The following is a 25,794-nucleotide window of genomic DNA, read 5'->3' as shown; positions in this document are numbered from 1 at the left end:
AAAAATTTTTTAACTTTCCAATATAAATACGCCGCGAGCCGGTATCACCGTGGCACCGCTCAAATATTTATCGCTTAAAAGCTCATGCTGTACTTGCGGCCCAAGTTCAACCATAACCGCATGTTCGTTATGATTGAGAATAAAGGTAAACACGGTGTTATCTTTTATACGTTGGGTAACTTCTACATTATCCGGTACATCCATAATAGGCTTTATAGATTTTTGGTCACATATATAGCGCACAAATTCCTTTATAAAAGCATCTTCCGGATCAGAGGCCACATAATAAGCCTTACCCCCACCAAAATCGTTTACTGTAATTGCTGGCATACCTGCATAGAAATCGCTGCCATAAGCACCCAACGCCTGCGCACCTTCCAAATGCACAATATCGCATAGAAGACCGCATTGATATTGCCCGTGCAAATTGCCAAAAGGTTTGCTTATAATTATACTATTTTTCATATCTGGAAATAAGGCGTCGGTCTCTTCCACCCATATGCCCAAAAGCTGCCGCAACTGCCCCGGATAGCCTCCCATTACCACGAGATCATTTTCATCTACCAATCCACTGAAGAACGTGGTAACAAATGTACCACCATTCTTTACAAAATCCTCCAATCTCCCATTTACGCCCGGTTTAACCATATACATAAGAGGGGCTATCACTATATCATATTTAGATAAATCAGCATCTTCATTTATCATATCCACCGGTATATTCATATCATAAAACGCTTTATAATATTTCTCAACCTGAGGGACATATTTTAAATCTATGCTTGGGCCGCTAGAATACTCTGTCGCCCACCAATTTTCCCAATCAAATATTATGGCTACGCGAGCATTGATGCGTGAATCCAGTATTTTATCGCCCAGTTTTTTTAACTCTTCTCCCAGTTGACTGACCTCACGGAATACACGTGTATTTTCATGACCAGCATGCGATATAACAGCGCCATGGTATTTCTCACATGCGCCGCGGGACTGCCTTAGCTGAAAAAACATCACTGTGTCCGCTCCGTGCGCCACAGCCTGATAACTCCAAAGGCGCATAACACCTGGACGTTTTAATCCATTATACGGTTGCCAATTCTGTTGGTTGGGTGTTTGTTCCATCAACATAAACGGTTGACCGCCTTTCAAACCTCGCATCAGATCATGCCTCATGGCTATATTGCTCATAACCGCCTTATTGGACGGATAATTATCCCACGATATTACGTCCATATGCTTAGCCCATGAGAAGTAATCCAACGGCTTAAACGTCCCCATAAGGTTGGTTGTAACAGGTATATCCGGTGTTACTTCTTTTATAATATCGTATTCACCTTTATAGCAAGCCAGGCTGCTATCAGACATAAAGCGATTATAATCTATGGCTATGCCTTGAAAATATGTACCTTCCATATAGCCGCGGCTAAATGTCTCACTCAGATGAGAAGGCGGTACTATCTCCTCCCAATCATATACGGTATGCCCCCAGAAGTTAGTATACCAACGTTTATTCAGTTCTTCTAATGAACCATATCGTTCTTTCAGCCATTGACGAAATGCCTTAGCACAATTCTCACAGTAACAATAGGTGCCGTACTCATTGCCTACATGCCATGCCACAAGTGCCGGGTGATCCTTATAACGCAGGGCTAGCTGACGTACCAACGCCTGTGATGCTCGCCTATAATCGAGGCTATTGGGGCAAAAATTAACACGACGGCCATGCTTGCGTTTTTGTCCATCTATAGTTACCGGCAATATCCCCGGATACTTTTTTGACATCCAAGCAGGTTGAGCTGCCGTAGAGGTGGCTAAACAAGCATACATACCCTTTTCATACAGCATATCCATTACTTTATCCAACCATGTAAAATCGTATTGACCTTCCGATGGCTCTAATAACGCCCAACTGAATACCGCTACCGTTGCAACATTAATGTTAGCGAGCTTAAACAAGCGCATATCTTCCTGCCATATCGCTTCTGGCCATTGTTCCGGATTGTAATCGCCACCATAAAAGAAAGCCGGCAATTTAGGATTGACCATTTCGTTTCCTCCTTGTATTATATATCTATATTGTTATATTAGCATCATTGTATAGACGTGTAAATCGGATTATATTAATATTTATAGGAATATTTGAAACTGTGAGGGAGCAAATATGGATATCAGCGTATTTACAGTAATCACCGATAATCAAAGAAATCTACCTTTCTATATGGAAACAGCTGGCTGGCAACAACATCAGCCTCCCATACACCGTCTATCGGGATATCCATGCTACCATTGGCTGCAGACCGTAAGCGGCGCAGGAGAATTGATATTGGACGGCCAGATATACAGCATAACGCCAGGCATGGGCTTTTTATTGCTTCCACATGACCCCCACGAGTATTATGCTGTAAAAGAGCCATGGGAAGTATACTGGTTAACATTCGACGGCTTCCATATAGATACGGTAATGGCATCTTTGGGCTTTACCGGTTCCTGTGTGCTTACATTGTCGGACAGCAAACCAGCCGAAATCCTATTGCAAGATATAATTGAAGAAGCCAAAACAAATGACGGGTTGAACAATTTAGAGCTTTCAGTTCTGGTATATAAGTTTTTAATATGCTTGCTAAAGTATTCATCTATTGAGGACAATCGTTCGCTACAGCAGTATTATATGCATTTAGCTCCAGTTTTGGATTATATAAGATACCACTATATGGATGAAATATCGCTAGAGCAGTTAGCATCATGCATGAATATAACGCCACAATACCTATGCAGGCTTTTTAAAGAAGCGTTCAGCGTTACCCCATTTACCTATTTAGCCAAATATCGCATAAAAAAAGCTAAAGAATTACTTCTGCTAAACAAATCGCTTACTATAAGAGATGTAAGCCACGCCGTAGGGTACAATGACGTGAGCTATTTCTGCTCGTTATTTCGCAAATACGAGGGCATGGCGCCAGGCGTATTTAGAAAGACTCATCAATAGCAGGGCATGTGCTATACATGCCCTGCTATTGATGCACTACTCTTTAATGCTGCCTATCATAACGCCATGTATAAAGTAGCGTTGCACAAATGGATAAACTATCAGGATAGGAACTGTAGCTACCATAATTGTACAATATTTAACCAACAAGCGATACATTTCTTGTTGTGACTGCCCGACCGATCCAAGTTGGGTCATGGCTTGTGTGCTGTTTTTTAGCAGTATCTCACGCAATAACAATTGTAGAGGCCATTTATTCTTGCTAGTAAGGAAAAGCGATGGGTTAAACCATTCATTCCATCTTGCAACTGCATAAAACAACGCTATTACAGCAACAGTAGCTTGAATTACAGGCACAGCAATAACCCACATAGTGCGCCACTCGCTGGCTCCATCCAATTTGGCTGATTCAATCAGACTATCCGGCACGGTAGTAAAGGCCGTGCGCATGACGATCAGATTCCATGTATTTACGGCTGTTGGAAGGATAATAGCCAATCTGCTATCCATTAATCCCATATTTTTTACCATGATGAAAAATGGAATCAAACCTCCCTGAAAATACATGGTAAATACGATTAGTTTCATAACCAAGCCATTCCAATATAGGCCCTTTCGAGACAAAACGTAAGCTCCCATAATAGTTAAAACCAAGCCGAGGGCGGTACCAACACCGACGTAAAAGAAGGTATTCAAAAAACCTGATATTATATTAGGGTCCTGAAACACTAATTCATACCCTTTTAAACTAATTTCTCCCATTGGCCACAGGTAGAAACCCCGTTTGGCATAAATTATCAGCGGATCGCTTATAGACGCCACCGCAACATGCCAAAGAGGGTATATGCATATAATACAGATAATAAACAGCAAAATATAATTAAAAACAGCAAAAACTTTCTCACCAGTAGTTTGTCTCATCGTATCATCCCCTTGCTACCATAAACTAGTTTCTGTCATCTTTCGACTAAACCAATTAGCCGATACAACTAAAAGAAAATTAATCAACGAGTTAAACAAGCCTACAGCCGTCGCAAAGCTAAAATTACTTTCTACGATACCCTTTCTGTATACATAGCTCGAAATAACATCGGCCGTATCATATACAAGTGGATTATATAACAATATGATTTTTTCAAATCCTACATTCATCATAGCACCAATACGAAGGATCAGTAAGATCGTAATTGTAGGCATAATACCTGGGATAGTAACATGAATAATCTGCTTAAATCTCCCTGCCCCATCAATAGTAGCTGCTTCGTAAAGCTCTGGATTTATCCCTGACAATGCCGCAAGGAAAATGATGCTATCCCAACCTAATCTCTGCCACAACTCTGAGCCAACATATATGGTGCGGAAATACTTGGGATCTGATAATAGATTGGTTGGAGTTCCCCCAAGCATTTTAGTAATTTCTCCAAAAACACCATCAGATGCAGTAAAGTCTACTATTATACCACACACAACCACCAATGAAACAAAATAAGGCATATATGTTATAGTCTGGACGGTTCTTTTGTAAAACTGATTTTTGACCTCGTTAAGCAATAATGCGAAAATAATGGGTAATGGAAAGCCAAAGACTAAATTCCAAAAATTTATCAATATAGTATTTCTGATAACACGCCATGCGTATGGGCTATTAAAAAATTCTATAAAATATTTCACCCCTGCCCACTCGCTGCCCCATATACCCTTGCGTGGGGAAAACTCCTTAAATGCGATGATGATTCCATACATTGGGCCATAACACCAAATCAGATAAAATGCTACTACTGGTATAAGCATCAAATATAACTCCCAATGTTTATACCAATCCTTAGCCACCATGTTTTTCCATGAATTAAATTTAGACGCCGTAGAATGTGAGGTTTGCAATTGTTGAGTATTTTGTACTGACATAATAAACCCTACTCCTTCTTCATTCACATACAAAATTTTAACGATGTAAGAGTAGTTTACTACTCTTACATCGTTAGCAAGACCGCAAAGCTATTGGCGAGCAAAATAGCGATCAAGAGCAGCTTGTTCAATTTCAATTGCGCGATCGATGTTCATGCCTTTAATTGTATTAACAAAATCATCAAATTCAGATAATGGTACCTGACCCATTATGAATTTAAGCGTCATTTCATCTCTATAAGTGTTGATCTCAGTCATGATGTTATTAAATTCTGTAGATTCTTCCGGGGTATAGCTTATATTATCTGGGATTAACCAACTTGAATCTTGCGTGTCCCATAGTTGAATACATTCAAATACTTCGGGTTCAAACTCATACGAAGTCGAATCGCGCAAATAACCCCAATTGTGTAATTTGAAGAGCGGATAAAGCGTCCAAAAATCAGCATCTTTTTCCTCTTTTAGACGTGGATAAATCCATTCAGGTTCACCTTGATCGTTCCATTTATAAGAAACTCCCTCGGGGCCATAAGAACAAAGATCTCCACCATCTTGGCTATACCAATAATCTTTCCATTGAGCAGCGATTTCATCTATACCATCATCAACCAGCTTGGTAGTAAAGAATTCTCTATCTCCTCTGACCGTAGAATTGTCCTGATGGAGGTGAATTTCCTGCCCCTCATATGAGGTCGGCTGCAATACCGGTGTAAGCTTAAAGTTTGGATCTTTAGATTGGCCGGTCAATTTAATCTGCCCAAATTCACCATAGGCTAAACCGCAAGCGCCAACTTTGCCATCAGCGATATTAGCATTATATGCCTCATAAGTACGAGTAGCAAAGTCAGGGTCTATCAAACCCTCTGAATACCATTCATGCATTTTAGATAAAAATTGCTGATACCCTGGCTCTATTGGGCCAAAAACAGCTTTACCATCTTTGTTAATAAAATTATAACCAGTCTCATATGAACCTGCAAACATATAATTCGTTGCAACGCCGTACCAATCTTTGACATTTAAAGCCAACGGTGCTACGCCTTTAGCCTGTTTCATAGCCCTCAACATATTATCCCAATCACTAATTGTCTTTGGTAGCGGTAATTCTAATTCCTTAAGCCAATCCTCGCGGACCCATAAGCCGCTCCATGGATCCGAAGGCACTATGTCTATCATAGGGAAGAAATACATATGACCATCATCTGCAACGATATCCCTATTGATTTCTTGATTGTTTTGGCGCAACCATTTGATGTTAGGCATTAAGCCTTTGTCGTAATAAGGTGTTAAATCCAGATAAACCTCATCTTGAATAGCCTTCATATAACCTCCGGGATAATTCGGCGGAGTTGAAAATATATGTGGTAAATCATTGGTTGCTATTCTTAGGTTAAAATTATCGGTTTCTTGACCGACTGGTGGATACATAAACTCCACATGAACCCCTGTGCGTTTTTCCAATTCCTTGAATACTTCGCATTCATCCAAACCCTTCATTACGGTCGAGTTAAAGCTACGCCAAATTTTAATCGTTGTCGGCTTATCTGTTACCGGCAGTATAGTGGCGTTGATACCATTCAAATAACGGTCATTGCGATTATCCCATTTGACGGGTTCCAAATTGTAAGGTCTGCCATTGTTTGTATCTTTACCCTCAGGCGGCGGTGTTTTTGTACTTGCGCTTTGACCTGAATTTTCTTTGTTTGTATCTTCAGAAGAATTTTCAGCACCATTGGAACCACACCCAGCTATAACAAAAGCAGTCATGACTAATACCAGAACCAACGCTATAAGTTTTTTGACTTTCACAGAAATTCCTCCTCATTTTTTATATGTTTTTTACAAATCCCTTTTACATCGCTACATAATAAAAACCCACCCAATCAATATCACCTGAACTTTCCTTTCGTTAACGTAAAATTGTATCTGTCCATCGAGAGGCTATAATAGGTACATGATCTGTTCCCGAGTAAATAAAAATGCATATGAAATTAATTATCTCCCCCTTTCACTTACATTAATATGAGTCGCCCTTCAACAATATTACTGCTAGGCCATATTGATAAACTCCTTTCTTTTTCGTATATAAACAAAACGTGTATAGAATATAAACATATTGTTTAATATAAATTTATTATAGCTATACATTTTGACATTGTCAACTATTAATTTTCATTTTGTTATAAAATTTTCCCTTATTTTGAGTCTCGTGATAAGATTGGCTATATTAAGCGAAAGGTGATAACTATGAGTGAAACGTTAGGTGATAGGCTACGCCGATTAAGAGAAAAAAAGGAATGGACTCAAAAATATGCGGCCACGGTATTCGGTATTACAAGCGGAGCCTTATCAAATTATGAACGAGGTGAAAGAACACCTGATGCTGAAATGTTAAAAAGGATAGCCGAGATTTATGATGTAAGTATAGATTACTTAATAGGTAAAAGATCGCTTAGGGAAAGCAGCCAGTATTTAAATGAATCCTCGTTAGACGATTATATAGAAGAAATCATAGGCCGTGAGGCAGTGTTAATGCTACAAAGCATGGACCGATTGGATGAACACGAGAGAGAACTCCTTATAATATTCCTTCAGGGACTCAAAGCACGAAGAAAACACTTCCAATCAAAAGATACGGGCTTATAACACATCATTTGGCTACTATAAGGTCTTTTATATTCTCAAACGTGGCGGGCCCTATGCCCGATACCTGCTGTATATCGTCTATAGCCTTAAACGGCCCGTTTTGTTCCCTGTAATCTATGATCTTTTGAGCTTTGGCTGGTCCTATGCCGGGCAATTTATCCAATTCCTCTATGGTAGCACTGTTTATATCTATCTTGCCGTCCTTTTGCTGTGCGTTTTGTGGGACAGCTGGCGATGCAGCCTCGCCGGCTTTTGGTACATATATCATATCCTCATCCTTTAAGCGCTGCGCCAGGTTTATACCCGACATATCGGCGTCGGCAGAGGCTCCGCCGGCAGCTTGTATAGCAGCTTCCACCCTGTCGCCATCGCTTAATTCATAGACACCTGGCTTGTTGACGCTACCGGCCACATATACTTTTATCGTTTGCGGTTGCTCTTCTTGCATGTTAACATTCTCAGTATTGTCTTTTTCGTTGGAAACCGCCTCATCTAAAGGTTTCATACTCTGAGCATCTATCATTATATCATCGTTAAAAGCCCTTTTGGCTCGGCCGGTCCATAGCAGGACACCGGTTTCTATAAGCAGGGCGGCTATAAGCACGATGAACACCATCTGTTGGCCGCGGCTCATATTATGCATCGGCGAGCACCTCTTTTTGAGCCCATCGGCACTGGCTCAACGGGCACCGGCCGCACGAAGGGTTGCGTTTCAAGCACATGCGCTTGGCCAACTCGTCTACAAGGGCATGGTATTCATTAAAAAGCTGTACATCATTGGGAAGGTTGCTCATAAAATATGCCTGCGCTTTTTCATAGGAAACATCGGATGGCAGCAAACACAATCTGGAGAAAACGCGCCGTGTATAGGCGTCTATTACAAAAATCGGCTTATTACCGGCATAGAGCAGCATGGCGTCGGCAGTCTCCGGACCTATGCCCGGCCAAGAGAGCAATACGCCGCGCACCTCGTACATATCTCCTTCAAAAAGGCTGTCCACACGACCACCACATCGCTCCACTATATATCTGCTCATATGCTGCAGCCTTGGTGCCTTTTGGTTATAGAAACCCGTAGGCTTTATGAGCGCTTTAAGCCGCTCTAAATCCATATAGGCCAACTTTGACGGTTCTAACGCATCGGCCTCTTTTAAGTTGCGTATAGCCTTTTCCACATTAACCCACGCCACGTTTTGCGTCAATATGGCACCGACCATAACCTCAAAAGGCGTATCGGCCGGCCACCAGTGGCGTGGTCCAAAGCAACTGTATAGAATATCGTATATATTCATAAGCTTTGCTTTATCGTTCGTCATTTACCGCTCCTGCTCGTACCCACCTCTATATCCTTGCCATCGGTCATAAAGGTGATAATACCGTCCTTATCCGTCCTATAAACAGCTATATTTCGTTCGGCTAGTTTATCCAGCGTAGATTGATCGGGATGACCATAATTATTACCTCGGCCTACCGATATAACTGCCGCTCTTGGCCGGACAGCATCCAAAAATTCTTCGGATGTGGCATCGGCTGAACCGTGATGCCCTATTTTCACGACATCGGCTGTCAAGTCTTGTCCAGATTTGAGCATTTGCTGCTCCGATACCAACCCTGCGTCACCCATAAATAGAAAGCGCATTTTCCCGTACTGTATTTTGAGTACTGCTGAGTACTGATTCAGATCCTCGTATTTGTCGCCTACAGGAGCTAAAAAAGCAGCGCTTATACCACCGTCCAGAGGCAACAACACGCCAGCTTTAGCTGTATTAATGCGCAGGCCTTTATCTTTTATGGTATCTAACAAGTTTTCATATATTTTGGTATTAGCCGTAACTTTGGGCATATATACCGCTTTAACAGGAATTTGTCCGATTATATATGGCAGCCCTCCTATATGGTCCTCATGCGGATGAGTGGCTATCAAACAATCTATTTGTTTTACGCCGACTTGTTCGAGATATTTGGCTATAAAACTGCCATCATCCCTATTGCCGCCGTCTATAAGAATGGCATGGTTTGTAGGCCACTGTATCAGTATGCTGTCAGCCTGTCCCACGTCCAATACATGTACCGCGACATTATCAATAACATTGGACAGGCTGACACTGGTCGACTGCTCGATTCCATTAGTTGCGAGCAACCATACGATCACCAATACAATGACCACGAGCATTGGCATAATAGCGGAATTTCGTGGCCTTCTCGCAAATCTCCTGCGCATATAAAATCACTCCCATCCGTTTATGCTCTTTATCTATTGGCTGCTGCGCGTTGTTTTGCCCTATCCTCTTTCTTTAATACCCTTTTGCGCATGCGTATGTTTTTTGGCGTTACTTCTATTAATTCATCGTCGCCTATAAACTCCATGCATTGTTCCAGACTCATCTCTTTATAAGGCACCAGGCGTAAAGCTTCATCAGCCGTAGAGGAACGCATATTGGTCATATGTTTCTTTTTGCATACATTTATATCCATATCATCGCTGCGTAGGTTTTCACCTACTACCATGCCTTGATATACTTTCACGCCAGGGCCGATAAAGAGCGTTCCTCGTTCCTGAGCATTATACAGACCATATACGGTAGTCTCTCCATCTTCAAAGGCTACCAAAGAACCCCTTTGCCTGGTAGGTATATCACCTTTGTATGGTTCATAATCCATAAAGATATGGTGCATTATACCGTTGCCTTTGGTATCGGTCATAAATTCGGATTTGTATCCTATAAGGCCTCGAGACGGTATCTTAAACTCCATGCGCACATAGCCGTTATTCATGTTATGCATGTTTAACATCTCAGCCTTTCTGGGGCCAAGTTTCTCCATTACAGCACCCATATACTCCTCGGGCACATCTATGATCAGCTGCTCCATAGGCTCATATTTTACACCGTTTATCTCCCTGTATATGACCTCCGGCCTGGATACCTGAAACTCATACCCCTCGCGGCGCATGGTCTCGATTAATACCGATAAATGCAATTCGCCGCGCCCGGACACCTTGAAAGCATCCGGTGAATCGGTCTCTTCTACTTTGAGGCTCAGGTTGGTCTGTATCTCGCGATACAACCTATCGCGCAGATGCCTGGATGTAAAGTACTCACCTTCGGTACCAGCAAACGGGCTGTTATTAGCGCTGAACGTCATAGACATGGTAGGTTCTTCTATTTCCACAAATGGCAGAGCCTCTGGGTTCTGATCATCGCATATGGTTTCACCGATATTTATATCCTCTATGCCCGACACCGCCACTATATCGCCCAGCAACGATTCCTTTATCTCTATGCGTTTGAGCCCTTTATACGAATACAGACGACCTATCTTGGCATATGATATCGAGCCATCCTTCCGACATACTGCTACGCGCTGACCGTAATTTATGCGGCCGCGTTCTATACGCCCGACCGCTATGCGGCCTACGTATTCGTCAGGCTCTATAGTACTTACCATCATCTGCAGAGGTGCATCAGGATCTCCGACAGGAGGCTCTACATGGCGTACAATAGTATCTAACAACGGCCTTATGTCGGAGCTGTTATCATCCAATTCCATCTTGGCTATGCCTTCTTTAGCAGAAGCATACACCACCGGAAAGTCCAACTGCTCATCCGATGCATCCAACTCAACGAACAAATCGAATATCTCGTCCAATACTTCATGTGGCCGAGCATCAGGCCGATCTATCTTGTTTATAACCACTATGGGTTTCAAATTCAATTCCAAGGCTTTATGGAGCACAAAACGCGTCTGAGGCATAGGCCCTTCAAAGGCGTCTACCACCAGCAGCACGCTGTTGACCATCTTTAGCACGCGCTCCACCTCGCCGCCAAAGTCGGCATGACCAGGGGTATCAACTATATTTATTTTAACGCCGTTATATTCTATGGCAGTATTTTTTGCTAATATAGTAATGCCGCGCTCCCTTTCAAGGTCGCCGGAATCCAATATCCTCTCGCCTACTTCTTCATTGTCGCGGAATATGCCGCTTTGTTTTAACATGCAGTCCACCAGGCTGGTCTTGCCGTGGTCTACATGGGCTATTATAGCTATGTTCCTTATGTCTTCTCTTACCAGCATTAATTATCTCCCTTTTATGCTAAACGCGGTTTTACGTATTTCATATATACCGCCAGTACAGGCATAGCTACGCCGAATACCGCTATGCACTCGCTCAACGTTATATAACCTGCCGTTATCCAGTAAGGCGTGCGGCTGAAATAGCTGACGTATAGAGACACGCCCAAGCCATTTAGCACTATAGGTGGCAAAGCCGCCAGATATACCTTACCGGTTTTTCTTAAAATATGAGTCAGATATGCTGCTATCAGCGTAGCAGCGCTGCCGGCTATAATATCTATGATGCCGAACGGACTGGCCAGATTGGATATGATACAACCTATAGCAAGGCCGAGCACTGCGGCCGGTTCGGCATATGGCAGCAGTACAAGACCTTCAGATAAACGAAATTGCACAGGCCCATAACTTAGTCCAGATGGCAATATATACGTCAGCACGGCATACAGCGCGGCTATGAGGCCTACTTTTGTAATGTACCTGCTATTCATCCTCATTCTCTTCCCCGAGGAAGCTCATATCGACCGGGACGGCATCGCCGAGTATCTTGTAAACATCGGCCATCATTCTGTTGAAGCGAAATTCGGCAGCAAAGTAATCGCTCATATCGCTATCATAACACAATATCTGATATAACCTCTGCAGTTTGTCTACATCCTCTTTATCAGGCTGTTGGCCGCTCAACTGAGCGGCCTGTATCTGAAACTCCTGTCTTTTGAAATCCGCAAGCATCTTTTTATTCTTATCGTTGGCATTAATTTTCTTTAATGCCTTATCATAATCTATATATTCCTGGCTTTCTTTTAATGCCTTAGCCAGTTCGTGTGCCTTATCGTACACGTTCACGTTGTCACACCTCCATTATAACCGGTAAAATCATCGGGTTGCGCTTGGTCTTTTCATATAGAAATTTTTTCAGTTCATCCCTTATATTCGATTTTATAGTGGTCCATTCCCTCACTTTGCCATTTCTGCATTCTTCCAGTACACTTTTAACCACTGCTTTGGCCTGTTCCATCAATGCCTCTGATTCTCTGACATATACAAATCCTCGGGATATGATGTCTGGCCCCGCTATAGAAGTACCGGTTTCTTTATCTATTGTAACCACTACCACCATCAGGCCGTCCTGGGATAAGTGCTTTCTATCGCGCAATACGATATTGCCCACATCGCCGACGCCCAGGCCGTCGACCAGCACGCTTCCCGCAGGTACGCTGCCAGCCACCTTGCATGACGTTTCCGAAAATTCCATTGTAGCGCCTATGTCGGGTATAAATATATTTTCGGGTGGCATACCCAAGGATTCCGCTAACATAGCATGGCGTTTCAAATGTCTGTATTCCCCATGAACAGGAATAAAATACTTAGGCCTAACCAGCTTATGGATAAGCTTTAGTTCTTCCTGACAGGCATGTCCCGACACGTGAATTTCATCGAGCGATTCATATATCACATCCGCGCCCTTTTGAAACAATTCATTTATAACCCTGTGTATCATCTTTTCGTTGCCCGGTATAGGCATGGCTGATATTATTATAAGATCTCCCGGCATTATCTCGATCTTCTTATGCTCGGAAGCAGCCATCCTGGCCAATGCCGACATAGGTTCACCCTGACTGCCGGTAGTGAGAATCAATATCCTCTCGGGAGGGAAGCTGTTCATCTTATCCACGTCTATTATCGCTCCGTCAGGAACTGACAGATAGCCGAGTTCGGTAGCCACATTTACAACATTGACCATGCTCCTGCCTGATATCACTATCTTGCGATCAAATGTCAGCGCTGAATTTATAGCCTGCTGTATGCGATGCACATTTGATGCAAAACTAGCCACTATAATCCTACCGGTAGACTCGGCAAAGATGCGATCAAAGGTTTCACCCACCACGCTTTCAGACATGGTATAGCCGGGACGCTCCACATTGGTGCTATCAGCAAACATGGCCAGCACGCCCTCCTGTCCGAGCTGAGCAAAACGCCCCAGGTCTATGACTTCACCGTCTATAGGCGTGTAATCCACCTTAAAATCACCGGTATGCACTATAAGGCCTACCGGACAACGTATAGCCAAAGATACCGTACCAGCTATACTGTGATTTACATTTATGAGCTCGACCTCGAAAGCGCCAAGCTGTATTTTGCTGCCGGCTTCTACATGCACGAGCTTGACGCTGGTGCTCAAGCCGAACTCCTTGAGTTTATTCTCCACCAGTCCGAGCGTCATCCTAGTACCGTACACTGGCACATTGATCTCCTTTAGCACATATGGAAGCGCTCCTATATGATCCTCATGCCCATGGGTTAATACAATACCCTTGAGCTTATCCTTAATTTTTACGAGATAGCTAGTATCCGGTATAACCAGGTCAACACCAGGCATATCATCTTCCGGAAATGTGGATCCGCAATCCACCAATATCATATCCGATCCATATTCGTAAACGGTCATGTTCTTGCCTATCTCGTTTATTCCCCCAAGCGGGGTCACCTTTAATTTTGTTTTCGTCGATTTTGCCACAAAAAATCAAATTTCCTCCATTTCTTTCATTATTATATATATTTTTTAGATACTCCGGCCACGTATCATCGTTTTATATTATACTTCATCCTTGCGAGTTTAGCAATAACTGCATTTTGTCAGCGCAATAACGCTGGTATACACACTCCGGCTGATCCATTATTCGCCGGTGTGTGGCCGATGCCAGCAGGCATACGTATTCAGCATGGCTCCATGCTAGCGGAGTAGCTGAGCCAGTAGGCTCACCGGTATCATCCCACACCTGCTCAGGCAACATATAACCGCTATTGGCAAATTGCTCCATATATCTTATATATTCCGTAGGGTCATTGCCCGCAGCCAGCTCGTAATGCCCCCTTTCACCTGTCAATACAGGCCAAAGCCGTCCTTTCCCCACGCCGCAATACGGTTGACAATCCTCTGTTTCACCATAACCGTCGTGGTTATAACGATACCATCCTACTCCCCTGCCCGTATGCATTTTTGTGAGTTCATCAACCACCCTCAATGTTTCGGTTATATGATAATCATCGGCGCGTTTTACACCTAGCCTGACTAATTCCAGAAAGCTGGCATCCACCACTTCCCGTTGATCGTATTCCCCGGCACCATTGCTAAGATGCACTTTATCACAGCAATTGGGATCGCCGTTTGGGCTTATGCGTATATAATATTGCCCACTGCCATGAAAGCCTGTGGTGGTAAAACACCAGCGGTCCACATCCTTCTGCCATCTATCGGCTTTCTCAAGATAACGATCGCGACCATGGATATCACCGCCGTCATCTGCCAGTTGCCCTGCGCATACCAGCCCGGCTATTTCAGCCGCTATGGTGGCAGGTGAATAGCCGGCGTTCTCTTCCCATCGTTCTTGCTGCGTAGCTGGCCCTCGAGCACATATAAAGTCAGCAGCCGGTTTAACTAATTTGAAATAGAGATCTTTACGTTTTAGATGCCACGCCAATATTATAGCATCGGCCACTTCGTCCATCTGCAAGCCTCCCCAATATGGATAACCGCTGAGCCATGAATTCTGAGGGAAACTCCCATCATCGCGCTGCTGCACATAAGCCAGATATTCAAGTGCGCGATTGGCCGTAATGCTATCGCCGGCGGCTATAAATGCCATGGCGGTATGATAAAGATCCCGCCCCCACACAAGATGATAACCTCCTCTATTTTCATCACTGGCCGCTTCGCCCCATGGTACGCTCATAGACGCTATCGTAGCGCCTCTATGAGTCTTATCCTCATAAGACTTTATCACCATCATACTAGTATAATATAGCTGCGTCGCCTTGCCATCCAAGACGTCCAATCGCCCGCAATAGTTATTCCATCCTTCTATATACTCCTGCTCCATGGCTCTATAATCATCATTAATGGTAGCATATCCTGTGGCCGATGCTTCAAATTCATTGCGCCCCAACGATAAAACCACTGTAAATTCATTACTGCGGCTCATGTCTAATTCGGCTATCTGGCCTATATTGCCATCTTTAGCTATATCGAATTGATAATTAAGCCTCCTGTTGCGTTTCAAATCAAGCAAACCATCATTTACACCTATATAGCCGGTCGAATAAGCATTCCACGGCACATCTGTCATCAAAGCGGTGTGTATACAACCATCGTATGCAGCCAGCACAGGTTTACCCATATATGACGTAATATAGCCGGTATCACCATAGCCGCTGTTGTCTATATGCGGTTCATAAAATACATAAACGCTATAATCGTCCAAAGTGCCTTGCAGGGGCTCAAACCGGCATTTCATAATAATCGAATTTCTCATGGCATCGGTTATTATGCGTTTATCGATCCTATAGCGTTTCTCTTTATCAGTATTTATGAGACGATAAGCCAGTGCCTTTGGATTTATGAATTCAACCCTATGATACATATCTTCCGACTCCTCATCCACAAAGCTGTCTTTGTCTACCACTATCAGCCGAATGGATTTAGTATTGGCGGTATCCAAAGTAGGGTAATAGATCTCTGTTATAATGCCGCGGGCTATGGTAAACCATACTTTGGAATAAAAATTGAAAGCCGTACCCACGCCAGTTTTGCTGGCTGTAGACCATGTAGGCCTGTTTCCGGGTCCTCCAAACGCTTCTCCTCCCACCTGCTTTATGATCTTATACATAAATCATTTCCATCCTTCATAGCAAACTTCATTAATAATTTTCCCCTTTTTGAAAATACTATTTTTGTTGTCCTAATATTTATTTTGTTATGCATATATAGTGAAAGGAATAAAACCGGCATTATGTTACTTGATCATACAATTGATAAAAGTTGGATACCATATAGATATGGCGATACTAAGATAACGCTTATGATAAAGGACCCGTATTGGCTTTATGCCTATTGGGATATAAAAGACGATACACAGCATCATGCCTATATCATGGCCGATCATCGTTGGGCATTAAGGGTTAACCATATATCACCATGTGCATCAAGCGGTTCTTTTTTTATAGAGGTAGGATTGGCAACAGGCAATTGGTATGTATACGTGAACCGACCTGACAGCGATTTTAGCGCGGAAATAGGATTTATACTGCCCAGCAGCTTATTCGTAAGCGTAGCCCAATCCAACGTTATCCATACACCGCGGGACCGAGCCTCGGATATATATAATGCGTATTATATGAATATATTTTCAACACAATACCAGCCGATGATATATCAAGCTCCGCAGCCGCAGTCATCGAGGGGTTCGGAGTCGTACTTCGGCATAAGCTCTCAAAACATATTCAATCGGTCATAGAAAGGAAATGATAAAATGGTTCAAGGATATGTAAGCATGGTACTTCACGCACACCTGCCTTATGTAAGGCACCCCGAATACAGCGACTGTATAGAAGAAAGATGGCTCTTTGAGGCTATTACCGAAAGCTATATACCCCTTATCGATATGTTGGATGGCCTTATGGAGGATAAAATTGATTTTAAATTGACTATGTCTATAACACCCACACTGCTATCCATGCTGGATGATGATTTTCTTAAAAAACGGTATATCGAGTATTTGCATAAATCTATAGAGCTGTCGGAAAAGGAAGTAATTAGAACAAAAAATATCTATCAGATAAGCGAAGTAGCAAAAATGTACAATAACAGATTGAACCTCATTATGGATGTGTATGATAAACGCTACAGCCGGGACCTCATATCGGCCTTTCGCAAATTTCAGAGCATGGGTAAACTGGAGGTTCTGGCCTGTGCCGGCACCCACGCCTATTTGCCGCTAATGGATATGTACCCCGAAGCCATGGAGGCTCAAATAAAGGTTGGTATAGACACATACAAACGCTATCTGGGCTGCCAACCGCACGGCATATGGCTGCCGGAATGCGCTTACACACCTGCCATAGACCATATACTGCGTAAATACGGTATATATTATTTTATAGCCGAATCCCACGGCGTATTATTCGCTCAGCCGCGACCGATATACGGCACATGTGCGCCTATAATTACGCCGCAGGGTATAGCGGTGTTTGGCCGCGATGCCGAAAGCTCAAAGCAAGTATGGAGTGCCGACGAGGGTTATCCCGGCGATTACGATTACAGAGAGTTTTATCGTGATATAGGGCACGAGCTCGACTATGATTATATAAAGCCTTATATAATGTCAGACGGACAGAGGGTACAGACTGGTTTGAAATATTATCGAATAACAGGTAAGACCGATTACAAAATGCCTTATATACCTGAGCGCGGCACTGAGAAAGCCGCTATTCATGCCGGTAATTTCATCTTCAACCGCCAGCAGCAGATAAGCTACTATAGCGGCAGTATGGATAAACCACCCATAGTGGTGTGCCCTTATGATGCCGAGCTATTCGGGCATTGGTGGTATGAGGGCCCCCAATGGCTGGATCATCTTATGCGACAGGTCTATAGAAGCCAAATCAATTTTAAGATGATAACACCGTGGGAATACCTTAATATGTACCCTTCCATACAAGTAGCACAACCTTGCTCATCGAGTTGGGGGTATAAGGGATACAACGAGGTATGGCTGAATGACAGCAATGATTGGATATACCGGCATTTACATAAGGTCGTCGAACGCATGACAGAGATGGCTAATCGATATAGCTCTCCGACCGATTTAGAGCGGCGTGCCCTGAATCAGGCCGTCAGAGAGCTTCTTTTGGCACAAAGCAGCGATTGGGCATTTATCATGAAAACGGGTACTATGACCGATTATGCCGCTAACCGCACAAGAGCTCACGTGCAGCGTTTTAATAAGCTATATGAAGATATCACGGGGGGTAAAATCGATCAACAGTGGTTATCGGAGATAGAATACCTTGACAATATTTTTCCAGATATAGACTATCGCATATATAGCAGCCAAAACGCCGGGGTATATAGCAATTGAAAATTCCTTCTTACAATAGCTTAGCAGAAATCCACGCCATTTGTGGCGGGGAGAAGTCAGGACAAATGACAGCGGAAGCACATGGCAGGAAACTGCTGAGAAATAATAATATTACCTAAAATATAATGATTTTGTAACCATTATGAAACGTTTGTAACCGAAATATGTTGTATAATAGTACTATAATAAAACAATGTGAGGTTACAAACGATGAGAAAGATATGGAAGGCTTTAAGGGCAATTGTTGCTTTAAGTATTATAATTATCATAATTATGATGCCCAAACATATAGACGGCATAGAATGCGGGACCTCCCAGATACCTATGGCGGACGAGGCTCTTGCATCCCCGCAGGCGACGATAAATGATACGCCTTCCATATCCAAACAAAAAGCATTACCTGAGAAAACAACCATATCCGTACCGGCGCCGACACCCGAATCGTTACCCGAAAAAACAACCGTGCCAGTACCTAAACAAAAGCCCAAGGCGCCTCGGGCAGACGAGCGCAAAAGCAACACTACTCACGTCAAACCGGTCGTGATAGGTTTTGGCGATGGGCACATAAAGCAAGCGGCGCTTACATTCGATGACGGTCCGGATGGACGTTTCACTCCTCAAATATTGGATATATTGAAGAAATATAACGTTAAAGCAACCTTTTTCGTAATAGGAAGAAATGCTGAAAAATATCCCGAGGTATTAAAGCGCACATCTGATGAAGGGCATGTTATAGGCAATCATAGCTGGGACCACAAAGACTTTACCAAGCTAACTGACAATGATTTATATGAAGAAATACATAAAACCGAGACGTTGCTTGACCGGCAACTGGGCAGCCATTCTCCTCTCATCCGCATGCCTTACGGAGCGTTCAATGATAACATCGTAAACACTATAGCCGCTTTAGGATATTACAATATATACTGGTCGGTGGACACAGAGGATTGGTCCGGCATATCCCCGCCCGCCATAAAAAAGAACATAAGGAGCGAACTTCGACCCAGCGCTATATTGCTTATGCACAGCAGCGGTCAGAGCAAAGCTATATCCAATACAGTAAAGGTATTGCCCGAAATTATAGAAATGCTCCAAAAGGACGGTTATAAGCTGGTAACAGTTCCCGAACTGCTCAAGTAATCCAGCCTTACTTGCGTACTACTAATGGGTTAGTCTTAGAAAAGCTTTCCTCCCATTTGGGTACATAACTGCCCATGGCCCATTCGGCCATAACTACTGTTTCTCCTTCTTTTATGGTGATTTTTCTAGCCGGCTTTGACGATATAACACCATCCCTTATAGCATATATAGATAGAAAATTATTTCCCAAGGCTATTAAAACATCTTTATTAGGCGATGTATAAGCATCCGATGCTGATGGTACCTCCTCCTTTATATCATTCCATGATAGGCACAAATCATCATAATTTACAAGTTTATCGCTCGGCATAACGCCTACAGTAAAATCTTCCTGTCTGCCGCTCATATTAAGCCTGCCTTTTATAACCCAATGCCCATTCCTTCTCTCCAGCGTGAAGTTATCATCGCTTATAATCGACGATATGTCGTCAGGCATCTGTTGTTCTAACGATGACAGATGAGCCTGTGCAGAACGCAAGAAGGTATTCTTTGCATCTTGTCCTAAAACATCGGATATACGTACCCCTTTAAGTTTGCTGACGTCATCCAACGGCAATACATAAAATCTATCGTCATCAGAACTATTTTGATATTCCACAGCCACGTAATCATCGCTGACAAACGTTATATGCTGCTCAATAGGTTCTTCAAACTCATCTGACGCCTGCTTGGATATATCGGCTTTATTTATAGGACGTGCAAATAATATATCCTGCATAACATCTCCTGTTTTATACGTCTGTATGCCCACCTTCCAGAATCCGCTTTTGCGCGGTACGAATAGGTCCTTTGTTTCCAATATCGGATGAATCCTCGTATCGGTCGACGCTATCCATAAAGTTCTATATGCATAACCCTCATTATTTTGACTGCGCAAACCCAATAGCACGCCTGAGCGCAAAATAGCCGGTATTTTTGCTGCAACGTCTTTAGGCTCTTGGCGATCGCTGGTATATGAATCGATGTCGCCAGGTTCATCGGACAGTTTTTTTAGGTGATAAAATCCGCCATCCGCATACATCAAGCCTTCTTTTGCATTGAGGTATATAAAGTCGCAGAATAGCTTATCGGAAGAAAATATCGATATAATATCGATAAATGAGCTGTTTATACCAATATAGCCTGGTTCTATATCATAATTAAACAAAAAATAGTCGGTAGTCTTAACGCTCCTAATCCTGTAAGTTACATTATCAGAAATCTCTCCGGCTACAAACGCCTCGTTTTTCGAAAAAGCAGCTTTTTGGCCTATACAAGCCGTGCTTTGGCTGCCAGCTTCTTCTGAAATGGGTTTGAAATCATCGATATCCCATAGCCCTTCAAGCGGCAATAAATCGTTATCGGGCGCAACGATACTGCCCGTAGAATCAAAGCTTGTAATCCATTGGCATCCGCTCAACGGCAAGGATAATAATATTACCAATAATAAATATAGTTTAGTTTTCAATATACGGCCCCCCAACACCTTGTTCAAGCGGTATCCTTATAGTAACCGTTGTTCCCTCGTTTAAGCTACTGTCGATATCCATTGACCCACCATGCAGCCTTACGATTTCATCGGCTATAGATAAGCCCAAGCCGCTGGACGCTTTGCTGTTTTTACCTTTGTAAAATTTCTGCTTTATGTGAGCAAGATCCTCCTCATCGATGCCGGATCCGTTGTCTTTGACGTCGAATATCAAATGCCCATTTTCCGCCCATGCCATGAGCTCTACCTCTCCGCCGGTATCAGTAAACTTAAATGCATTATCCAGTACATTTATCAACACCTGTTTCATGCGGTCAGCGTCCATATAGGCAACAGGTATATCATCGCGACATTGGGTTGTAAATTGGATAGCGTTGCGCTCGGCAACAGGAGCCATATGCGTCTTTACATATTCTGCAACGGATTTGACATCGGTTTTTCTTCTATTAAGCCTCATCTTGCCTGAAGCAAGTTTAGAAAAATCCAATAAATCTTCAACTATAGAGGACAATCTGTCTGCCTCATTACTGATTATACCTAACCCCTCTTTCAAAAGCTTGCGATCGTCCATATCATCTGTATCGAGTATAATCGCCCACCCTTTTATAGCCGTTAAAGGGGTGCGCAATTCATGGGATACGGAGGCTATAAATTCGTCCTTGAGCTTCTCTTTTTTAATGATCTCACCGGCCATATAGTTCAATGTATCCGACAATTGGCCTATCTCGTCATTGGAACGTTTACGGCTTCGCGTATTGAAATCGCCCTGTGCCATTCTTTGAGCTGCCTTAGTTACCTCACTGATTGGATTTATTATATCGTTGGATAGCACAAGGCTTATGATGCCTGCAGTAGCCACAGCTATAAGCCCTATCAGGATAAATACGATTATCATGCTGTTTATCTGGGCATCTACTATACCTAATGACGTTATAAATCTCAAAACTCCCACTATCTGCCCATCGGCCTTCAACGGATAAGCAACCGCCATCACCGCTTGATCATCATAATCGGTGTAACCGATCCATGTCCCCAGACCACCGCTTACGGCCTGCGTGAAATCAGCCGTATTCAATGGCTGTTCCTGTTTCATGGATATAGAATCCATAAGCACCTTACCCGATATATCGACTATTTGCACCTGAGCGGGCGTTTGCTGCCAGAATACATCTACATTGTTCAAAATATTGTCATACAGCGATGCATCGGAAAAATAACGCTCATAGAAATCAGCGGAAAGCTTTATCTGATTTGTCAAAACCTCCTCTATGCTTTTATAGTAGTACTGTTTTATGAATACGCTCAGTATAAGAATGAAGATCGTTATGCTTATGATGATTATACCAGCAAAACTCCATATCAACCTCGTCCTGATGCTCCTGCGCGATCTATCGGTACGCATTTCGGATAACGCTCATCTTTCTTTCCACCTATAGCCGATACCCCAAACCGTTTCTATATATCTCGGCTTTGCCGGGTCGTCCTCGATCTTCTTCCTTAAACGGTGAACCTGCACATCGACGCTTTTTGAATCCCCATCGAATTCATATCCCCATACGATATCGAGGAGCTTGTCCTTACTCATAACCACATTGGGATGGCTGATCAATGTCTCCAACAATAGATATTCCTTAGGCGTCAGCTCTATTTCCATGCCATGTTTATACACCTTTTGGGCATAAGTTGCAATCTTGAACGGCCCGCTCGTCAACGTTTCCCTATCCGATGTTTGGCTATTCCCATGCAGCCTTTTCAATATCGCCTCGGCCCGTAATATCAATTCCAAAGGATTAAAGGGTTTGATAACATAGTCATCCGCACCGTATTCCAACCCCATGATCCTATCCATTTCAAGGTTACGCGCCGTAAGCATTATAATGCCCATCCTCGGAAACTCCTGTCTTAATGTCTTGCACACATTAAAGCCGTCTATGCCTGGGAGTATTATATCTAATATCACCATATCTGGTGTTTGTTCTCTCGCTTTTCTTATACCATCTTCTCCTGTGGTAGCCTCCACTATGCTATAGCCGCTGCGTTCGAATCCGATTTTTATAAACTCGCGTATAGGCTTTTCGTCTTCTATAATAAGTATTTGCTTCATTAAATAATCCTTCTCTCAATGTATCCTAGGATTATTTTATTACACTATCACCTCGGTGTAAAGAAGAAACAGGTGTCTAATTCGAGCTGTTATGCTTATACCGGAGACTATTCAACCTGATAGCGCAGCCTTATGGCAGCCGCCGTGAAAAATGCCGCTGCGAACAGGAGCAGCATGCCTATGACCGGCCATAACGTCGACATGGAAGCGTTTGCGACCGTAGCATCGGTAAAGCCCTTTATAGCCCAGTATTGCGGTATAAACTTCGCTATTGCCTGCATTGTGTCCGACGTGAGCTCCACCGGCCAGAATACACCGGCCAGCATGCTGGTAGCCGTTATAACCAATGCCCCCAATCCTTGTAACTGGCCCATGGTCTTTACAATGGTAGACATAAACAAGCCTATGCCTGTGACAGTAAACATAAAAGCCGCCATGACGGCCAAAGCGCCCGTCGCATTGCCAGATAATTCCACACCGAACAGTGGTATGCCTATTCCCAGCAATATCGCTATCTGTATAACGCCGAGTATGTACGCGCCGCCCAGCTTACCCCCCATTATGCTGGCACGGCTTACCGGTGCGGCCAGCAGGCGCGACCACGTATTATACCTCTTCTCATCCAGTATATCCCCGGCGGCATATGTCACCGTAAACATGACGAACATAATCATAAAACCCGCGAATACCCTGTTCATGCTTGATAACGGATCCTGGTTCGGTTCATCCGGTTGGCCGGCCAAGCTATATTCCACATCTATCAACGGCTGTTCTTTCAAGTTGGCCATGGTAGCATCATATGCCAGCTTCCCTGCTTGCTCGGCGTCAACGGAGCCGCTGCGCGATGATTCGGCTATGTAATCCGCGGCTATCTCCCCCGCCTGATAAGCCGTAACATATTGTTGAATCTGCGTTATTGCTGTCTGCGATACACCCATGGCTATATTGGACATATCCATGGCCACCAGGCGGCACTGCAACACCGATTCCCCGTTTGCCACAGACGCCTCTAATCCCGCCGGTATTATAAGCCCGGCGCCATAATCGCCATCCATGACGCCGCTGCGCAGCGCATCCTCTTCGATCATCTCAACAATATAGCGCTCGTTTTGATCTACAGCCTCCACGATGCTTTTAGAGAGCGCCGAATTATCCGAGTCGGCTACAGCTATCGGTATATCGTCTTTTGGCATATTCCCACCGCTGCCGCCGGTCATTGAACCGAATATAAAGCTGAATAAGACAGGCAACGCCACCATCCACACTATATTGCTTTTGTCCTTCCATGTCTGCAAAAGCATGATCTTTATTATTTCAATCGCTTTGCGCATACCCTCTCCCCCTTCAATCCATCCTCAGCGCGGCTACGCCTATGCATAGTCCCGCTCCCCCTACGACCGTCAATATGATCAGGGGCATGGCAACGGCCGATATGGTTTGGCCTCCCATAAGGCTTAAAAAACCTTGCAGCGACCAATAATTTATCGTGCCCTTGCTTATGGTTTTCATAACGCCCGAAAAAGCATATAACGGAAACATGCTGCCGCCCAGCGCGCTCATAGCCTGTATAAGCACCGAGGACAAACCACCTGCGGCCTTGGACGTGCGAGCGACGGCCGCTATTATCATGGCAAAACCCGTAGCCGCAAATACAGTGGCCATCGCCACCAGAACAGCCGCTATGCCATCGCCCCAGTCCACGCCGAAGGCGTAGCGCGTGAACAGCATCAAGATCAAAGCATCTATAAAAGCGCTGAGCCATGTGCTAATAAGCTTGCTGCTCATTATCTGCCACTTGGCCGCGCCGGTGCCATACAGCCTATACAACGTACGGTTTTCGCGTTCCTCCAATATAGACGATACGCCGGTCATGGCCATAAACATGGAGAACATGGCCAGCATGGCCGCCGCGTAATATTGCATGGCCGTGATATCATCGTCATCGACGGTCTGTTGACTGAAAGACACAGCATTGACGGCATCATCCTGCACCGACGACAGCCCCTGCATCGATGTACCCATCACCGCTTGCGCCTGGAACGGTACGCCGGCTGCGCTCAATACCTGCAATACCGCCTCTGTCCCGGCCTTTACCGACGATACGCCCATGCTGTAGCTTTGCATAACCTGATAGACGACGCCGGCGCTAACACTGGACTGCGGACCGGCCACAACGCGAAGCTCAGTTGATCTGCCCTGTTCTATTGCCTGCGTAAAGCCGGCCGGTATTATGACAGCGGCAACGGCCGAGTCGTCTGCAACCGACTCCACAGCCTGATCCTCCGGTATTTCATTTACTTTGACCATATCGCCCATTTCGCCACTCAGTATATCGTCCACCAACTGACGCGCCAATGTGCCCCCATCCTTATCCGTCACAGCCACGGCAAACTGATTGACGCCCGGACTGGCCCCGGAAAACATCGGGCCCAACGCTGCTCCGAGTATGCCTATCAGCACTATAGGCATCACCAGATTGATCAACAACGCCATGCGGTCACGGGTATATACGCGCAAATCCTTTGCCAACATATGCAGTATTTTCACATCGGTCACC

The 25,794-nt window shown here is 44.0% G+C and carries 22 protein-coding genes; 5 read left to right on the top strand and 17 right to left on the bottom strand.

The features are described 5' to 3' along the window. Positions 1 to 9: 9 nt before the first annotated feature. Positions 10 to 2,043: a beta-galactosidase gene (locus MAHAU_RS06440; protein ID WP_013780917.1), complete on the bottom strand. Its 2,034-nt coding sequence runs from the start codon at positions 2,041 to 2,043 to the stop codon at positions 10 to 12. 115 nt (positions 2,044 to 2,158) lie between these two features. Here MAHAU_RS06440 and MAHAU_RS06435 point away from each other — a divergent pair, with 115 nt between their 5' ends. Then, positions 2,159 to 2,983 (top strand): helix-turn-helix transcriptional regulator, encoded by an 825-nt coding sequence (locus MAHAU_RS06435; protein ID WP_013780916.1) that lies wholly within the window; start codon positions 2,159 to 2,161, stop codon positions 2,981 to 2,983. A gap of 36 nt (positions 2,984 to 3,019) precedes the next feature. Here the strand turns inward: MAHAU_RS06435 and MAHAU_RS06430 are convergent, their stop codons facing one another. From MAHAU_RS06430 to MAHAU_RS06420, 3 genes are all read right to left on the bottom strand, one after another. After that, the gene (locus MAHAU_RS06430; protein ID WP_013780915.1) at positions 3,020 to 3,904 is read right to left on the bottom strand and encodes a carbohydrate ABC transporter permease; all 885 of its coding nucleotides are present in this window, start codon (positions 3,902 to 3,904) and stop codon (positions 3,020 to 3,022) included. A 15-nt stretch (positions 3,905 to 3,919) separates the two neighbouring features. After that, positions 3,920 to 4,888 carry an ABC transporter permease gene (locus MAHAU_RS06425; RefSeq protein ID WP_013780914.1) on the bottom strand — a complete coding sequence of 323 codons (969 nt, stop codon included), beginning with the start codon at positions 4,886 to 4,888 and terminating at the stop codon, positions 3,920 to 3,922. A gap of 90 nt (positions 4,889 to 4,978) precedes the next feature. Then, on the bottom strand, positions 4,979 to 6,697 hold the full coding sequence (locus MAHAU_RS06420) for a type 2 periplasmic-binding domain-containing protein (RefSeq protein WP_013780913.1): 1,719 nt from the start codon (positions 6,695 to 6,697) through the stop codon (positions 4,979 to 4,981). A gap of 438 nt (positions 6,698 to 7,135) precedes the next feature. On the opposite strand from MAHAU_RS06420, the gene MAHAU_RS14985 reads away from it, so the two are divergent. Continuing rightward, complete coding sequence (locus MAHAU_RS14985; RefSeq protein WP_013780912.1) at positions 7,136 to 7,534, top strand: helix-turn-helix domain-containing protein; 399 nt, start codon at positions 7,136 to 7,138, stop codon at positions 7,532 to 7,534. Between the two features lie 4 nt (positions 7,535 to 7,538). Here MAHAU_RS14985 and MAHAU_RS06410 read toward each other — a convergent pair whose 3' ends face one another. From MAHAU_RS06410 to MAHAU_RS06375, 8 genes are all read right to left on the bottom strand, one after another. Then, positions 7,539 to 8,177 carry a helix-hairpin-helix domain-containing protein gene (locus tag MAHAU_RS06410; RefSeq protein WP_013780911.1) on the bottom strand — a complete coding sequence of 213 codons (639 nt, stop codon included), beginning with the start codon at positions 8,175 to 8,177 and terminating at the stop codon, positions 7,539 to 7,541. Continuing rightward, on the bottom strand, positions 8,170 to 8,850 hold the full coding sequence (locus MAHAU_RS06405; RefSeq protein ID WP_013780910.1) for an endonuclease III domain-containing protein: 681 nt from the start codon (positions 8,848 to 8,850) through the stop codon (positions 8,170 to 8,172). Before MAHAU_RS06405 ends, MAHAU_RS06410 begins: the two co-directional genes overlap by 8 nt. After that, on the bottom strand, positions 8,847 to 9,755 hold the full coding sequence (locus MAHAU_RS06400) for a ComEC/Rec2 family competence protein (RefSeq protein WP_013780909.1): 909 nt from the start codon (positions 9,753 to 9,755) through the stop codon (positions 8,847 to 8,849). The genes MAHAU_RS06405 and MAHAU_RS06400 overlap by 4 nt, the downstream gene beginning before the upstream one ends. A gap of 29 nt (positions 9,756 to 9,784) precedes the next feature. Further along, positions 9,785 to 11,608 carry a translational GTPase TypA gene (typA, locus tag MAHAU_RS06395; protein WP_013780908.1) on the bottom strand — a complete coding sequence of 608 codons (1,824 nt, stop codon included), beginning with the start codon at positions 11,606 to 11,608 and terminating at the stop codon, positions 9,785 to 9,787. Positions 11,609 to 11,622: 14 nt separating this feature from the next. Continuing rightward, the gene (locus MAHAU_RS06390; RefSeq protein ID WP_148258393.1) at positions 11,623 to 12,096 is read right to left on the bottom strand and encodes a QueT transporter family protein; all 474 of its coding nucleotides are present in this window, start codon (positions 12,094 to 12,096) and stop codon (positions 11,623 to 11,625) included. Beyond that, complete coding sequence (locus tag MAHAU_RS06385; protein WP_013780906.1) at positions 12,089 to 12,451, bottom strand: YlbF/YmcA family competence regulator; 363 nt, start codon at positions 12,449 to 12,451, stop codon at positions 12,089 to 12,091. Before MAHAU_RS06385 ends, MAHAU_RS06390 begins: the two co-directional genes overlap by 8 nt. Before the next feature lie 4 nt (positions 12,452 to 12,455). Continuing rightward, positions 12,456 to 14,126, bottom strand: coding sequence for a ribonuclease J (locus MAHAU_RS06380; RefSeq protein ID WP_013780905.1), 1,671 nt, complete (start codon positions 14,124 to 14,126; stop codon positions 12,456 to 12,458). Between the two features lie 85 nt (positions 14,127 to 14,211). Next, positions 14,212 to 16,275: a glucan 1,4-alpha-glucosidase gene (locus MAHAU_RS06375; protein WP_013780904.1), complete on the bottom strand. Its 2,064-nt coding sequence runs from the start codon at positions 16,273 to 16,275 to the stop codon at positions 14,212 to 14,214. A 123-nt stretch (positions 16,276 to 16,398) separates the two neighbouring features. Between MAHAU_RS06375 and MAHAU_RS06370 the strand changes: the two genes are divergently transcribed. The 3 genes from MAHAU_RS06370 to MAHAU_RS06360 all read left to right on the top strand — a co-directional run bounded on the left by MAHAU_RS06370 (position 16,399) and on the right by MAHAU_RS06360 (position 19,665). After that, positions 16,399 to 16,902 carry a DUF4912 domain-containing protein gene (locus MAHAU_RS06370; protein ID WP_013780903.1) on the top strand — a complete coding sequence of 168 codons (504 nt, stop codon included), beginning with the start codon at positions 16,399 to 16,401 and terminating at the stop codon, positions 16,900 to 16,902. Positions 16,903 to 16,917: 15 nt separating this feature from the next. Then, positions 16,918 to 18,525, top strand: a complete 1,608-nt coding sequence (locus MAHAU_RS06365) for a glycoside hydrolase family 57 protein (RefSeq protein WP_013780902.1) — start codon at positions 16,918 to 16,920, stop codon at positions 18,523 to 18,525. 210 nt (positions 18,526 to 18,735) lie between these two features. Beyond that, positions 18,736 to 19,665 (top strand): polysaccharide deacetylase family protein, encoded by a 930-nt coding sequence (locus MAHAU_RS06360; protein WP_013780901.1) that lies wholly within the window; start codon positions 18,736 to 18,738, stop codon positions 19,663 to 19,665. 7 nt (positions 19,666 to 19,672) lie between these two features. Here the strand turns inward: MAHAU_RS06360 and MAHAU_RS06355 are convergent, their stop codons facing one another. The 5 genes from MAHAU_RS06355 to MAHAU_RS06335 form a co-directional block, all read right to left on the bottom strand. Continuing rightward, positions 19,673 to 21,112, bottom strand: a complete 1,440-nt coding sequence (locus tag MAHAU_RS06355) for a hypothetical protein (RefSeq protein WP_041643914.1) — start codon at positions 21,110 to 21,112, stop codon at positions 19,673 to 19,675. Beyond that, complete coding sequence (locus MAHAU_RS06350; protein ID WP_013780899.1) at positions 21,102 to 22,535, bottom strand: sensor histidine kinase; 1,434 nt, start codon at positions 22,533 to 22,535, stop codon at positions 21,102 to 21,104. The genes MAHAU_RS06355 and MAHAU_RS06350 overlap by 11 nt, the downstream gene beginning before the upstream one ends. Before the next feature lie 12 nt (positions 22,536 to 22,547). Then, positions 22,548 to 23,237: a response regulator transcription factor gene (locus MAHAU_RS06345; RefSeq protein ID WP_013780898.1), complete on the bottom strand. Its 690-nt coding sequence runs from the start codon at positions 23,235 to 23,237 to the stop codon at positions 22,548 to 22,550. A 107-nt stretch (positions 23,238 to 23,344) separates the two neighbouring features. After that, on the bottom strand, positions 23,345 to 24,568 hold the full coding sequence (locus MAHAU_RS06340) for an ABC transporter permease (protein WP_013780897.1): 1,224 nt from the start codon (positions 24,566 to 24,568) through the stop codon (positions 23,345 to 23,347). Positions 24,569 to 24,581: 13 nt separating this feature from the next. Continuing rightward, positions 24,582 to 25,793 carry an ABC transporter permease gene (locus MAHAU_RS06335; protein WP_013780896.1) on the bottom strand — a complete coding sequence of 404 codons (1,212 nt, stop codon included), beginning with the start codon at positions 25,791 to 25,793 and terminating at the stop codon, positions 24,582 to 24,584. Between the last annotated feature and the right edge of the window lies 1 nt (position 25,794).

Origin of the sequence: Mahella australiensis 50-1 BON, from assembly GCF_000213255.1 — a bacterium.
GTDB lineage: Bacteria > Bacillota > Clostridia > Mahellales > Mahellaceae > Mahella > Mahella australiensis.
The sequence above is the reverse complement of the archived record's forward strand: the minus strand, read 5'-3'. Positions and strand labels throughout refer to the sequence as shown.

What these genes read in the sequence shown, in the direction of transcription:
- MAHAU_RS06340 (WP_013780897.1), bottom strand. Translation starts at nt 24,568, where the DNA reads ATGCGCAAAGCGATTGAAATAATAAAGATCATGCTTTTGCAGACATGG.
- MAHAU_RS06405 (WP_013780910.1), bottom strand. Translation starts at nt 8,850, where the DNA reads ATGACGAACGATAAAGCAAAGCTTATGAATATATACGATATTCTATAC.
- MAHAU_RS06410 (WP_013780911.1), bottom strand. Translation starts at nt 8,177, where the DNA reads ATGCATAATATGAGCCGCGGCCAACAGATGGTGTTCATCGTGCTTATA.
- typA (WP_013780908.1), bottom strand. Translation starts at nt 11,608, where the DNA reads ATGCTGGTAAGAGAAGACATAAGGAACATAGCTATAATAGCCCATGTA.
- MAHAU_RS06390 (WP_148258393.1), bottom strand. Translation starts at nt 12,096, where the DNA reads ATGAATAGCAGGTACATTACAAAAGTAGGCCTCATAGCCGCGCTGTAT.
- MAHAU_RS06360 (WP_013780901.1), top strand. Translation starts at nt 18,736, where the DNA reads ATGAGAAAGATATGGAAGGCTTTAAGGGCAATTGTTGCTTTAAGTATT.
- MAHAU_RS06370 (WP_013780903.1), top strand. Translation starts at nt 16,399, where the DNA reads ATGTTACTTGATCATACAATTGATAAAAGTTGGATACCATATAGATAT.
- MAHAU_RS06400 (WP_013780909.1), bottom strand. Translation starts at nt 9,755, where the DNA reads ATGCGCAGGAGATTTGCGAGAAGGCCACGAAATTCCGCTATTATGCCA.
- MAHAU_RS06365 (WP_013780902.1), top strand. Translation starts at nt 16,918, where the DNA reads ATGGTTCAAGGATATGTAAGCATGGTACTTCACGCACACCTGCCTTAT.
- MAHAU_RS06345 (WP_013780898.1), bottom strand. Translation starts at nt 23,237, where the DNA reads ATGAAGCAAATACTTATTATAGAAGACGAAAAGCCTATACGCGAGTTT.
- MAHAU_RS06440 (WP_013780917.1), bottom strand. Translation starts at nt 2,043, where the DNA reads ATGGTCAATCCTAAATTGCCGGCTTTCTTTTATGGTGGCGATTACAAT.
- MAHAU_RS14985 (WP_013780912.1), top strand. Translation starts at nt 7,136, where the DNA reads ATGAGTGAAACGTTAGGTGATAGGCTACGCCGATTAAGAGAAAAAAAG.
- MAHAU_RS06425 (WP_013780914.1), bottom strand. Translation starts at nt 4,888, where the DNA reads ATGTCAGTACAAAATACTCAACAATTGCAAACCTCACATTCTACGGCG.
- MAHAU_RS06435 (WP_013780916.1), top strand. Translation starts at nt 2,159, where the DNA reads ATGGATATCAGCGTATTTACAGTAATCACCGATAATCAAAGAAATCTA.
- MAHAU_RS06375 (WP_013780904.1), bottom strand. Translation starts at nt 16,275, where the DNA reads ATGTATAAGATCATAAAGCAGGTGGGAGGAGAAGCGTTTGGAGGACCC.
- MAHAU_RS06350 (WP_013780899.1), bottom strand. Translation starts at nt 22,535, where the DNA reads ATGCGTACCGATAGATCGCGCAGGAGCATCAGGACGAGGTTGATATGG.
- MAHAU_RS06430 (WP_013780915.1), bottom strand. Translation starts at nt 3,904, where the DNA reads ATGAGACAAACTACTGGTGAGAAAGTTTTTGCTGTTTTTAATTATATT.